Raw genomic sequence first — 11,874 nt, 5'->3', positions numbered from 1 at the left:
CGGCCGGCCGCCCGGACGGCGTCCGGGCCCCGGGCCCGTACCGCGCCCCGCTCCACCCGCCCCACCGCCCCGTTCGTACCGCCGTCGTGCCCGCGCACCGTGCGACGGCCGGCCGCCCCGTGCCTCACGAGAGAGATATGTGTCGTCATGACGGATTATTCGGTTCTGATCCCGTTCGTGCCGCGTCGGCTTGAACAGACGCTGCCGTTCGCGGGCCTGGTGAACTGGACGCCCGCCGTGCGCCTGTGGCAGGGGCAGTCGATGATCCTCGAACCCCACCAGACCTTCGTGGGGGCCGCCGGGGCCGGGTTCCGGGTCCCGGTGGGATTCGGGGTCACGCTGATGCCGCTGCGGCACCCCTTCGAGGCCGCCAACCAGGCACGTTCGGTCGCCCTGGCCACCGGCCACCCGGTGATCGCGGGGTTCGGACCCGGTGCGCCGGCCTTCCAGCAGAACCTGCTCGGGGCGTCGTACGACAAGCCGCTGGCCGTCGCCCGCCAGTACCTGACGGCCGTGCGCGGACTGCTCGACGGCGAGGTGGTGGAGGCGGACGGGCCCGACTTCACCTTCCGGGCGCAGCTGGCGCCGGCCGCCGCGCCCCGGGTGGACGTGGGGCTGGGGGTCCTGCGGCCGGGCATGGCACGGCTGGCCGGTGAGATCGCCGACGCGGTGATCACCTGGCTGACGCCGCCCTCCTACCTGCGCGAGGTGATCGTGCCCGCGGTGGAGGAGGGCATGGCACGGGCCGGCCGCACCGAGCGGCCCCGCATCGTCGCCATGGTGCCCGTCGGCCTCGAACGCGAGGGCACGGCGCCCGAACGCCTCGCCCTGGCTTCGAACTTCGCCCACTTCCAGGCGCCGCACTACCTGGACATGCTCGGGCGGGCCGGCGTCGACACCGGGGGCGGCGACGTGCACGCCGTCGCCCGGGGAGCCGTCGACGTGGGCGCCGTCGTCACCGGTGACCCGGACACCGTCGTCAAACGGCTCGACGAGTACCGCCAGGCCGGCGTCGACGAGATCGTCCTCAACACCACCGGCGTCCACAAGATGTTCGGCGCCCAGGAGGCGATCGGCGACCTCACGGAGATCCTCCGCGGCGCGGTCTAGCGCGCGGTCGACGCCCCGGCCCTCCGCCCGCGTTCCGGCACAGCCACCAGCCATCCGCCACCAGGCAACGAAGGACCAGACAGTCATGGACACACAGACGCGCAGACGCGCGAAGGAACACATCATGTCGTGGGGTTCGGGCGGCCGACGGCCCGCCGGCGCCCCGGACACCGCGGTCGCCACCGTCGTCCTGGCCGATTCCCGCCACCTCGACGCGGTGCGCGCCGGCGGACTGACCGGTCCCGGCACCCTCGTCTTCACGCCCGGCACCGGCGAACCCCGGGACGGCGTCGTTCCCTACGGCGGCTCCCTGAGCGAACCCGGTGAGGACTTCGCGCTCGGCGAGGACTTCTACCTCCAGACCCAGGACTACGCCTCCAGCGCCTTCATGTCGGTGCTCGGCCCGACCGTCCTGCGCGTCTTCGGTCCCGCCGACTTCTCCGCCTTCCTCGCCGACGCCGACCGGGCGTTCACCGAAGGCGTCTTCCCCGAGTTCCTGATCACGCCGGCCGTGCTGCTCGCCGACACCGCCGCACTCGGCGGCCCGTCCGCCGCCGACGGCCCCGCCCTGCGGCTGTACGCCGACGCCGACGGGCGGGTGTCCCTCTCGCCCACCGGCTCCCCGCTGGGCACGGTGGACGACGACCTGACGACCCTGCTCACCCGCTACGAGCACATCAACGCGGCCAGCGAGGCCCCCTGCGCGGTGAGCCTGGCCGCCGCGGTGCCCGAGGAGGCGCGGACCGCCGCGCTCCAGGTGCGCCCGTTCCTCGGCCGGTACCACGCCGCCGTCAAGGCGCTGCGGGCCATGACCGCGCAGGACATCGGCGGCCTGAACGTCTCCGGGTTCGGCCACCGGCTGACCGACGGGCTCGCCGCCTCCGGCGCCGAGGACGACCTGCTCGACCCGTCGCTCCCGCTGGTCCTGTGGAACACCGCGCAGGCCTATGTGGTGGCCGGCGGCCGGGTGTTCGCCGTCGACCGGTCCTTCGCCGGCGCCGTGGAATGCCTGCTCGCCGCAGGCCCCGCCGCCTCCCGCTTCGCCCCCGACCACGTCCTCGACCAGGTACGCGCCTTCCTCACCGAGCGCGGCCTCGCCCTGGACACCCGTACCCCGGCAGGTGCCCGATGACCGCCCTCACCCTGACCCGCCCGCCCGGCCTCGGCGGCGCGCGGATCGCCGAACTCGGCGACCGTGCCCGGCTCTGCGGCCTCTACGACCACCAGGGCGCCCCCCTCTACGACGACCTCGCCGCCGCCGACGGCTTCGAGATCCGGGACATCGTCGGCGCCGTGCGCGCCGCCGGTGACGGCCCGGTACTCGATCTGGCCGCGGGCGCCGGCCGGTTCACCCTCCCGCTGCTGGCCACCGGACGCGAGGTCACCGCACTCGACCTGTCCGACGACATGCTCCGGCTGCTCCGCGCCCGGCTGGCCCGCGCGCCCAGGGCGGTGCGCGAGCGGTGCACGGTGGTGCAGGGCGACATGGCCGCCTTCGACCTCCGCCGCGAGTTCGCCCACATCGTCCTCGGCACCACCTCCCTGTCGCTGCTCGACGCGACGGGCCGGGCCGGTCTCTACCGGTCGGTGGCCGCGCATCTGGCTCCCGGCGGGCAGTTCCTGCTCTCCGTGATGGAACGGGCCGACGACGACGTGCCGACCGAGGTGCACGCCCGGGTCCAGGGAGCGAGCGGCACCGCCTACGACCTCTACGAGTACTGGCCGGCCGGCGCCGACGTCCGCCACGTCACCATCGCGCCCTGCGAGCCCGCCGACGGCCCCGTCACGGTGTGCGTCGACGAGGTGCGCACGATGAGCATCGCCACGATCGAGGCCGAACTGGCCGAGGCGGGGCTGATGGTCACCGGACGCCGTCCGCTCAGCGGGCCCGGCGACCGGCACCGGGTGCAGCTGCTGAAGGCGGTGGCCGCCCGATGAGCACCGGAGCCCTGTGGCCCTACCTGATCGCCCCGAGCACCCACGGCAACGACAGCCAGTGCGCGGTGAGCGCGAAGGGGCACCGCATCACCTTCGCCGACGGCAGCGACGTCCTGGACGCCGACAGCGGACTGTGGAACGTCAACCTCGGCTACGGCAACGAGGCCATCGCCACCGCCGTGGCCCAGGCCGCCACCCACGGTTCCTACCTGCACTCCTTCCGCTTCGAGAACACCTACGCCCGCAAGGCCGCCGGCGACCTGCTGACGGTGTGCGGCACCGGGCACTACGCCCGGGTGCTGTTCTCCTCCGGGGGAGGGGTCGCCAACGACGCCGCGATGAAGCTGGTGCGCCACTACCACGCGCTGCGCGGCCGGCCCGAGCGGAATCTCGTGGTCGCCCTGCGGGGCAGCTTCCACGGACTGACCTTCGGCGGCTTCGCCCTCACCGGGGAGGACCTCGGCCAGCGGGCCTACGGCGTCGACCAGCGGCTCATCCGCCACATCACGCCCAACGACGTCGGGGAACTGCGCACGCTGATCGCCCGCAGCGGCCGGCAGATCGCGGCCGTGGTGGTGGAACCGGTCCTCGGCACCGGCACCGTGCCGCTCACCGACGACTACCTCGCCGAGCTCGTGCGGCTGCGCGACGAGAGCGGGTACCTCCTGGTCGCCGACGAGGTCGCCACCGGCTTCGGCCGCACCGGCACCTTCTTCGCCTCGCAGACCTGGCCCGGGCAGCCCGATGTGCTGCTGTCCTCCAAGGGCCTGACCAACGGCACCGTGCCCGCCTCGGCCGTCGTCTTCTCCCACGAGATCGCCGACGCCTTCACCGGGCATGACGCGATCCTCACTCACGCCGAGACCCAGGGCGGCAGCTCCGTGCCCTGTGCGGCGATCAGCGCGGCCGTCGCGGAGATGCACCGGCTGGACGCGGTCGTCGCCGGCCGCAGGGTCGCCGCCCGCCTGGACGCCGCCCTCGACGACCTGGTCGAACGGCACCCGCTGGCCACCGGCGTCACCGGACGCGGCTGCTTCCGGACCCTGCACGTCGGAGGGCCCGGCGGGCACCGCCTGTCACCGCCCGGCGTCGCCCACCTCGTGGGCGCGATCCGCAGGGCCGGCGCCGTCGTCCACCCGGGTCCCGCGGGCGTCCAGCTCGTGCCGTCCCTGACGTACTCCGACGCCGAGGTCGACGAGCTCATGACCTGCGTCGAAGCGGGGCTCGACGCCCTGCTGCCCACCGCGCGGCCCGCCGGCCGCCGCTGACCCCGCCGGCACCGCCACCCCGTACGCCCACCCCGTCCGCCCCGCCCTACCGGAGGAACCACCGCCATGAACGAGCAGACGCCGCAGACCGAGGACTTCCCGGCCGACGTCACCGAGCTGGAGATGCAGGAGCTCGAGGCCCTGGAGTCACCGGGCTTCTGGACCGGCGTGTCGATCGGGACCGCCGTCAGCGTCTCGGTCGTGGTCGCGACCTGACCGCCGCACGAGCCGAGCGTTCCCACGGCCTCCACCGCCCCCGGCGACCCGGGGGACGAAGACCGGCCGCAGGTCCTGCCCCGGCCCCGCTTCCGGCAAAGGAATGAGCTGGGCCGAGGCAGGTCCCCCACCGTATCCGATCCGACGAACCCGACACAGAGCACGCGTTGACGTGGTCAGGAGCCCGCTGTGACTACTGCTGTGAGGACCGACACCGCCGCTTCCGGCGGCGACCGGCACGGCACCCGGCGGCCGGCGAAGGTCCGTAAGGGGGCCATCCGGCCCGAGTTCATCCCGCCGGCCCCGCCGCTGCGCGGCATCGGCCGCCTGGCCGACTGGCTGCGCCGGGACGGCGCACCGGCCGTCACCGTCATCGCGGACCCCGCGGTCGCGGAACAGCCCGTCACTGCCGGGGTGCTGGACCAGGTGAGGGCCGCCGGGCGCACGCCGCGCCTGATCGTGCTGGACGGCCCCACCGGGCTCGACGCGGTCGCGGAGACGGCCGCCGGGCTCGACCCCGAGGGGATCGTCGTCGCCGTCGGCGGCGGCACCACCCTCGACTTCGCCAAGCTGGCCGCCCTGTCCGCCCGCCATCCCCACTTCCACCGCTACCTCACCGCCCCGCAGCGCAGCGGCTTCCTGGTCCTGCCGCCGGCCCTCGGACCGCACGTCCGGGTGCTGGCGGTGCCCACCACCCTGGGCACGGGCAGCGAACTGGGCACCGTGGCCTGCTTCTCCCGCGACGGCGGGAAGTTCCTCGCCACGGGCTCGTGCCTCCGGCCGGTGGCGGCCCTGTGGGCGCCCGAGGCCACGGACACCCTGCCGCCCGCTCTCGTCGCCGACGGCGTCCTGGAGGCCCTGTTCCGCACGGTCAGCCCCTACACCGGCGATGCCACCGAACTCCCCGAGCAGGACGCGGCCGTGGAGGCACTCGCCCGCCGGATCGTCACCGCCGGCTACGAGGTCGCCGCCGTGCGGGACCGGGGCCGGCCGATCCCGGCCGAACTGCGCCTGCGGATCGCCGAGTCGAGCGGCGAGAGCCAGATCGGGCGGATCAACATCGGCCGCAGCCCCTATGCCGTGAAGTGCTGGGCGATGGCCAACGAGCTGTCCACCACGCTCGACCTCGCCAAGATGCGCACGGTCGCCGCCCTGTGGCCGGTGCTGTGGCGGCACACCCTCGACGGAGACGCCCGGCTGGGCAGCGCCGCCCGGATCACCCGGCTGTGGAGCGTCCTGCGCGCGGCCGTCCCCGCACTGCCCGACGACCCCGCGGACGGGCTGCTGCGGCTGATGAGCGACTGGCACATCGACCGCACCGTGCACGCCGGGCCCGCACAACTGGCCCGCGCCACCACGCGCATCATGCGCGGCTGGGGCGCCGGTCTTCCCATCCTCGACGAGTTGAGCGCCACCGATGTGCGCGCGCTCCTCGACGAGGCCACCGAGCCGGCCTCGGGCGGATCCCCCGCCGCCCGGGGCTCCCAAGACCACCACGGCGTCCGGCCCCCGGCCGACCGCCCGTGATGGAGACACCGAGAACGTCCCGGACCTCCCGGGACCCGACAGAAGGAGCACGTCATGAGCGAGAACAACATCGTCGAGACCGAGCTGCAGGACCTCGCCGTCTCCGAGCTGGAGATGCAGGAGCTGGAGACGCTGGAGGCCCCGGGCTGGGCGACCTCCGCGGGCGTCAGCGTCGGTATCTCGCTGGTCTCCGTCGCCTGGAGCCTCACCTGATCCACCGTCGGCCGGCCGCTCCGGGCCGGCAGGTGCACCACCCGAACGTCACCGGACCATCCACGAACCGAGGGAGAGCACGTCATGAGCGAGAACAACATCGTCGAGACCGAGCTGCAGGACCTCGCCGTCTCCGAGCTGGAGATGCAGGAGCTGGAGACGCTGGAGGCCCCGGGCTGGGCGACCTCCGCGGGCGTCAGCGTCGGTATCTCGCTGGTCTCCGTCGCCTGGAGCCTCACCTGATCCACCGTCGGCCGGCCGCTCCGGGCCGGCAGGTGCACCACCCGAACGTCACCGGACCATCCACGAACCGAGGGAGAGCACGTCATGAGCGAGAACAACATCGTCGAGACCGAGCTGCAGGACCTCGCGGCCACCGAGCTGGAGATGCAGGAGCTCGAGGCGCTGGAGGCCCCGGGCTGGGCGACCTCCGCGGGCGTCAGCGTCGGCGTCTCGCTGGTCTCCGTGGCCTTCAGCCTCACCTGATCCACCGCAACTCCCCAGCTGTCCGATCCACAGGGTGTTTCACGTGAAACATCCGCTTCCGGTGAGAAGGGCTCACCGGTCCATACGAGAGGAATCCGTCATGGCTGAGATCAAGAACGACGCGCCGGTCGCCGCTGCCACCGCCGAGAACGTGGAGCTGGAGATGCAGGAGCTGGAGGCGCTGGAGGCCCCCGGTTTCTGGACCGGCGTGTCCATCGGCGCCACGGTCTCCTCGGCCGTCGCCACCTCGATCGCCCTCACCTGATCCACCGCACGTCCCCACCTGTCCGATCCGCGGGGTGTTTCACGTGAAACATCCGCTTCCGGTGAGAAGGGCTCACCGGTTCACACGAGAGGAATCCCTCATGGCTGAGATCAAGAACGACGCGCCGGTCGCCGCTGCCACCGCCGAGAACGTGGAGCTGGAGATGCAGGAGCTGGAGGCGCTGGAGGCCCCCGGTTTCTGGACCGGTGTCTCCATCGGCGCCACGGTCTCCTCGGCCGTCGCCACCTCGATCGCCCTGACCTGATCGCGGCCCGCGACGAGGGACGCGACCCCCGGTGAGTAGCCCTCACTAGGTCTTCGGCACCACCGCAGATCCTGCCTCGGCCCTGCTTCCGGCAAACGAATGAGCTGGGCCGAGGCGGGGGGCGCCCCACCCCACCGACCGACCTCTTCCGCGTAAGGACACCACCGTGAGCGCCACCACCGCTTCACCCGCTGCGCCCGCCGCGCACACGCAGCGACCGAACCGCGCACCGGGCACCGAGATCCACCCGCCCATGGGCGACGGCGGCACATGGGTGCTGCAGCGTGGCCCGCGCTACATCCGCGTCAGCCCCGAAGTCGCCGCTCTCGCCGAGCACTTCGACGGCCGGCGCGACCACGGCGAACTGGCCCGGCTGATGGGCGGCACCTGGACCGCCGAGATGGTCGGCTTCGCCGTCCGGCGGCTGGACGACCTCCAGCTGGTCGACAACGGCGAGATGAAGGCCCCCCGCCGCCAGGGCCGCTTCAAGATGGTCCCGCCGTTCACCTTCCAGTTCACGCTGCTGCGTCCGGGCCGCACGATGCAGTCCCTGCAGCCGCTCTTCGCCCGCATGGGCAACCGGTACCTCGTCGGCACCGCCCTGCTGATCGCCGTGGCCGGCCTGCTCGCGCTCGCCGTGCAGAACACCTACGTCACGTCGTCGCTGTCCGGCCCGCTGTCGCCGCTGACCTACCTGGGCATCCTGGCCGGGCTCGTCATCGGCACCTCGATCCACGAACTCGGCCACGCCGCCACGCTGATCCGCTACGGCGGCAAGCCGTCCCGCATCGGGATCATGCTCTTCTACCTGATGCCGGCGTTCTTCTGCGACGTCTCCGACGCCTGGCGCCTGCCGCAGCGCCGCCAGCGCGTCCACGTCGCCCTCGCCGGACCCGCCGTCCAGACCTTCCTCGCCGGTGCCGCCGCCCTCGCCGCCTGGCCGCTCGCCGACTCCGGCGTCAAGACCGCCCTGGTGTTCTTCGCCCTCGGCAGCTACATCACCGGCCTGCTGAACCTGCTGCCCTTCATCAAGCTGGACGGCTACATCGCCCTGATGAGCCACGTCGACATCCCCTACCTGCGCGACCGCGCCATCACCGATGCCCGCCGCCTCATGGCCCGGCTGCTGTTCGGCGGCACCTACGAGCGCGAGCTGACTCGGCGCTGGACCACCGTCTACGGCCTGGCCTGCATGGTCTTCCCGCTCTACCTGCTGTCGACCGCGCTCCAGCTCTGGATCGACCTGCTGCGCCGCGGCGGCGTCATCGGCATCTGCCTGGCGGCCTGCGGGGTGTCGTACGGGCTGTACTTCCTGGGCCGCGGGGTGCGCAGGCTGGCGGCGGAGGTCCGCGCGTCCGGTGCCGGACGGCCCCGGATCGCCCTGGTCTCCACCGCTGTGGCCGCCGCCGCGGGCGCCCTGATGTTCCTGCCCGTCCCGCACACCGTCTCGGCGGCCTACGTCAGCCGGCCCGGCGGCACCGACCTCGTGCTGCTCGACGGAGCCGACACCGACCGCATCGCGCCCGGCCAGAAGGTCACGCTCACCACCAACGGCCCGGTGCTGAACCCCACCACCGGCAGCGCGACCGTCGGCGACGCCCCGGCGGCGGCCGGTGAGGCACCCCTGGACTCCTTCTTCCCGCTCGACCTGGACGGCGCCCTGACGATGCCGGTCACCAGCTACCGGCTCGACCTGGACGGCCCCTTGGACGAGCCCACCGGGGCGGCCCGGGTGGACACCGGCCAGCTGCCGCTGTGGGAGGTGGGCTACCGCACCTACATCAGCCCCTTCCTCCCGTCCTGAACCCCGCCCCTGCCCCCGCGCGGCCACCGCCGCGCCACCATCCCGATCCACGGTCAGGAGACGTCTCGTGCTCGACTTCCGCTTCCTCGACTTCTGCCGCGAGGACTCCCTCTTCTACGACGCACCCGATCACGACGGGGCCACCGACCAGGACTTCCACGCGGGCCGCGTCCCCGGAACCGGCTGGACGGTGACCCGCGGCAGAGAGTGGACCTTCTGCACACCACCCGACCTCGACGTGCCCGACCAGGGCTGGAAGATCCACGTGTCGGCCTCGCCGGACAACGCCGCCGAACTCCTCGACCAGGTCGTCCCGTACTGCGTCGAGCACGGACTGATGTACAAGTACATCTCCAACCGGGAGATCCTCGGCCGGCGCGGCAGCAAGTACGGCGACCGCAGCGCCAGCGGCAAGTTCATCACCATCTACCCGCCCACCGAGGAGATCCTCGAACGCACCCTGCGCGAGCTGGACGAGCTGATCGGCGGCACCCCCGCCCCGTACATCCTCAGCGACCTGCGCTGGAACGAGGGCCCGCTGTTCGTGCGCTACGGCGGCTTCGTGCTGAAGATGGCCCGCGCCGAGAACGGCGCCCTCGTCCCCGGCATCCGCAATCCCGACGGCGAGATGGTGCCCGACGTGCGCCGCCCCGCGTTCCGGCCGCCGGAGTGGGTGACCCTGCCCCCGTTCCTCGCCGAGGCCCACGCCCGGCGCAAGGAGGGCACCCTGAAGAACTTCCCGTTCCGGGTCTACAAGGCCCTGCACTTCTCCAACGGCGGCGGCGTCTACCGCGCCGTCGACCACCGCACCGGCGCCGAGGTCCTGCTCAAGGAGGCCCGCCCGCTGGCCGGCCTGGACGCCAGCGGAGCCGACGCGATCACCCGCATGGAGCGCGAGCACTGGGCGCTGACGACGCTGGCCGGGCTGCCCACCGTGCCCGCCCTGGTCGACTACCGGGACGGCCACGAGCACCGCTTCCTGGCCCGCGAGTTCGTCGAGGGCGAGGCACTGATCGACGTGCTGCGCCGCCGTCACCCCTTCACGTCCGGCCAGGACTCGCCCGAGGTGCGCGCCGCCTACACCGCGTGGGCGCTCGACATCCTCGACCAGGTCGCCCGGGGCGTGGCGGACATGCACCGCCGGGGCGTCGTCTTCGGCGACCTGCACCCGGGCAACATCCTCGTCAAGGCCGACAACACGGTCGCGTTCATCGACATGGAGACCTGCACCCCGGTCGAGGCCGGCTACCAGCAGGCGATGGGCGCCCTGGGCTTCCACGCCCCGCACCACCTCACCGGTCCCGCGGTCGACCTGTTCGCCCTCAACGTGCTGCGGCTGACGATGTTCATGCCGCTGCCGCAGGTGGTGCCGTGGGGCGTGGCCAAGGTGCGCACCCTGCTGGAGGCGGCCACCGAACACTTCGACCTGCCCGAGTCGCTGACCCGCGCCATCGCCGACGGCCTCGGCCCCGAGGTCCTCACCGGCGACCGCGACTTCCGGGCGGACTGGCCCGCGAACCCCGGGCCCGGCCTGCGCGAGGCGATCGCCCGGTCCATCGTCGAGGCGGCCTCCCCGGAGCGCGACGACCGGCTCTACCCCGGCGACGCCATGCAGTTCCTCGTCCCGGACGGCGGCACGACCTTCGCGTACGGCGCGGCGGGCGTGCTGTGGGCCCTGTCCCGGACCGGCCACCGGCCGCCGGCCGAGCACGTGCAGTGGCTCGCCGACCACGCCCGCGACGCCGAGACCGACGGCCCCGGCTTCTACACCGGCCTGGCGGGACTCGCCTACACCCTCGACCACCTCGGGCGCCGCGAGGAGGCGGACGCGGTGATGCGGCGCGCCTTCGCCACCCCGGCGGCGAACGTGAGCGACTCGCTGTGCAACGGCTGGTCGGGCCTCGGCCTGGTCGCCCTGCACCTCGCGGAGCGCCGCGGCGACGCCGCGTACCTGGAGATGGCCCGCACCCTGGCCGGGCGGCTCGGCGGCCCCGAGAGCGCCCCGGCGGGCCCCAAGCGGGTCGGCCTGGTCCACGGGCGCACCGGCCACGCCCTGTTCCTGCTGCGGCTGTTCGAGCACACGGGCGACGTGCGGCACCTGGACGCCGCCGAGGCGGAACTGCGCGCCGACCTGGACACCATCGACCTGGACCAGGAGGACAGCAGGCTGCGGCTCGGCCCCGGACTGATCGGCAGCGCCGGACTCGCCCTGGTGATCCGGGCGTTCCAGCGGTACCGCCCGAGCGCCTGCCTGGCGGCGGCGCGGGCCCGGCTCCTGGAGACCGTGCACACCCACTTCGCCATATCCTGCGGCCTGTTCACCGGCCGCGCGGGCGCCCTGTTCGCGCTGACCGGCGAGGACCGCGACCCGGCCCTGGTCCGCACCCACCTGGACGCGCTGGGCTGGGAGGCCATGGCGGCCGAGCCGGGCCGCGTGGACTTCCTCGGCGACCACGGCTACCGGCTCTCCACCGACCTGGCGACCGGCTCGGCCGGTGTCCTGCTGGCCCTGGCCGCGCTGGACGACGACGACATCACCGCACTCCCCTTCCTGGGCGGCACCCCGGCGCCCGCCTACGTGGAGGCGGCCTGATGATCGACGTACCGCGCACCCTGGCCCCGGCCGCCGGCGTCGCCACCCGCTACTCGCTGGTGCCGCCGCGGGGCGGCAACCCGCTGTGGAGCACCGCCGTCGCGCTGGCCCCGGTGGCCGGTGCGGACGGCGCCGAGGTCCCGCTGTCCGCGCTCGTGGCGGGCGCCAACGGGCACTCCCGGGCCGACG

Annotated in this window: 14 protein-coding genes; all 14 read left to right on the top strand. The window is 73.5% G+C overall.

Going from position 1 to position 11,874, the window contains the following annotated elements; all coding sequences use genetic code 11:
• Positions 1 to 177 precede the first annotated feature (177 nt).
• A complete protein-coding gene (locus G3I53_RS14985; protein WP_343240625.1) occupies positions 178 to 1,110 on the top strand; it encodes an LLM class flavin-dependent oxidoreductase in 933 nt (310 codons plus the stop codon).
• 85 nt (positions 1,111 to 1,195) lie between these two features.
• Positions 1,196 to 2,242 (top strand): daptide biosynthesis RiPP recognition protein, encoded by a 1,047-nt coding sequence (mpaB, locus tag G3I53_RS14980; RefSeq protein ID WP_164333941.1) that lies wholly within the window; start codon positions 1,196 to 1,198, stop codon positions 2,240 to 2,242.
• On the top strand, positions 2,239 to 3,048 hold the full coding sequence (mpaM, locus tag G3I53_RS14975; RefSeq protein WP_164333942.1) for a daptide-type RiPP biosynthesis methyltransferase: 810 nt from the start codon (positions 2,239 to 2,241) through the stop codon (positions 3,046 to 3,048). Before mpaB ends, mpaM begins: the two co-directional genes overlap by 4 nt.
• The gene (gene mpaD, locus G3I53_RS14970; protein ID WP_164333943.1) at positions 3,045 to 4,316 is read left to right on the top strand and encodes a daptide-type RiPP biosynthesis aminotransferase; all 1,272 of its coding nucleotides are present in this window, start codon (positions 3,045 to 3,047) and stop codon (positions 4,314 to 4,316) included. Before mpaM ends, mpaD begins: the two co-directional genes overlap by 4 nt.
• Before the next feature lie 66 nt (positions 4,317 to 4,382).
• A complete protein-coding gene (locus G3I53_RS33320) occupies positions 4,383 to 4,532 on the top strand; it encodes a daptide-type RiPP (RefSeq protein WP_203591783.1) in 150 nt (49 codons plus the stop codon).
• Between the two features lie 189 nt (positions 4,533 to 4,721).
• The gene (gene mpaC, locus G3I53_RS14965) at positions 4,722 to 6,059 is read left to right on the top strand and encodes a daptide-type RiPP biosynthesis dehydogenase (RefSeq protein WP_164333944.1); all 1,338 of its coding nucleotides are present in this window, start codon (positions 4,722 to 4,724) and stop codon (positions 6,057 to 6,059) included.
• Positions 6,060 to 6,113: 54 nt separating this feature from the next.
• Positions 6,114 to 6,272 (top strand): daptide-type RiPP, encoded by a 159-nt coding sequence (locus G3I53_RS33315; RefSeq protein WP_203591784.1) that lies wholly within the window; start codon positions 6,114 to 6,116, stop codon positions 6,270 to 6,272.
• A gap of 84 nt (positions 6,273 to 6,356) precedes the next feature.
• Positions 6,357 to 6,515 carry a daptide-type RiPP gene (locus tag G3I53_RS33310; protein WP_203591784.1) on the top strand — a complete coding sequence of 53 codons (159 nt, stop codon included), beginning with the start codon at positions 6,357 to 6,359 and terminating at the stop codon, positions 6,513 to 6,515.
• Between the two features lie 84 nt (positions 6,516 to 6,599).
• On the top strand, positions 6,600 to 6,758 hold the full coding sequence (locus tag G3I53_RS33305; RefSeq protein ID WP_203591785.1) for a daptide-type RiPP: 159 nt from the start codon (positions 6,600 to 6,602) through the stop codon (positions 6,756 to 6,758).
• 100 nt (positions 6,759 to 6,858) lie between these two features.
• Positions 6,859 to 7,023 carry a daptide-type RiPP gene (locus tag G3I53_RS33300; RefSeq protein WP_203591786.1) on the top strand — a complete coding sequence of 55 codons (165 nt, stop codon included), beginning with the start codon at positions 6,859 to 6,861 and terminating at the stop codon, positions 7,021 to 7,023.
• 100 nt (positions 7,024 to 7,123) lie between these two features.
• The gene (locus G3I53_RS33295) at positions 7,124 to 7,288 is read left to right on the top strand and encodes a daptide-type RiPP (protein ID WP_203591786.1); all 165 of its coding nucleotides are present in this window, start codon (positions 7,124 to 7,126) and stop codon (positions 7,286 to 7,288) included.
• 166 nt (positions 7,289 to 7,454) lie between these two features.
• Positions 7,455 to 9,092 carry a daptide biosynthesis intramembrane metalloprotease gene (gene mpaP / locus G3I53_RS14960; RefSeq protein WP_164333945.1) on the top strand — a complete coding sequence of 546 codons (1,638 nt, stop codon included), beginning with the start codon at positions 7,455 to 7,457 and terminating at the stop codon, positions 9,090 to 9,092.
• Between the two features lie 67 nt (positions 9,093 to 9,159).
• Complete coding sequence (gene lanKC, locus G3I53_RS14955; protein WP_164438433.1) at positions 9,160 to 11,685, top strand: class III lanthionine synthetase LanKC; 2,526 nt, start codon at positions 9,160 to 9,162, stop codon at positions 11,683 to 11,685.
• Positions 11,685 to 11,874, top strand: a 190-nt coding sequence (locus G3I53_RS14950) for a hypothetical protein (RefSeq protein WP_164438432.1), incomplete at its 3' end; no start/stop codon positions are given. The genes lanKC and G3I53_RS14950, both read left to right, overlap by 1 nt.

This window comes from Streptomyces sp. SID14436, from assembly GCF_010548465.1.
GTDB lineage: Bacteria > Actinomycetota > Actinomycetes > Streptomycetales > Streptomycetaceae > Streptomyces.
Note: the sequence above shows the minus strand (reverse complement) of the source record. Positions and strands in the feature narration are given on the sequence as shown.

Excerpts from the sequence above, each read along its gene's own strand:
- mpaB (WP_164333941.1), top strand. The coding sequence starts at position 1,196 with ATGGACACACAGACGCGCAGACGCGCGAAGGAACACATCATGTCGTGG.
- mpaM (WP_164333942.1), top strand. The coding sequence starts at position 2,239 with ATGACCGCCCTCACCCTGACCCGCCCGCCCGGCCTCGGCGGCGCGCGG.
- mpaD (WP_164333943.1), top strand. The coding sequence starts at position 3,045 with ATGAGCACCGGAGCCCTGTGGCCCTACCTGATCGCCCCGAGCACCCAC.
- G3I53_RS33320 (WP_203591783.1), top strand. The coding sequence starts at position 4,383 with ATGAACGAGCAGACGCCGCAGACCGAGGACTTCCCGGCCGACGTCACC.
- G3I53_RS33315 (WP_203591784.1), top strand. The coding sequence starts at position 6,114 with ATGAGCGAGAACAACATCGTCGAGACCGAGCTGCAGGACCTCGCCGTC.
- G3I53_RS33310 (WP_203591784.1), top strand. The coding sequence starts at position 6,357 with ATGAGCGAGAACAACATCGTCGAGACCGAGCTGCAGGACCTCGCCGTC.
- G3I53_RS33305 (WP_203591785.1), top strand. The coding sequence starts at position 6,600 with ATGAGCGAGAACAACATCGTCGAGACCGAGCTGCAGGACCTCGCGGCC.
- G3I53_RS33300 (WP_203591786.1), top strand. The coding sequence starts at position 6,859 with ATGGCTGAGATCAAGAACGACGCGCCGGTCGCCGCTGCCACCGCCGAG.
- G3I53_RS33295 (WP_203591786.1), top strand. The coding sequence starts at position 7,124 with ATGGCTGAGATCAAGAACGACGCGCCGGTCGCCGCTGCCACCGCCGAG.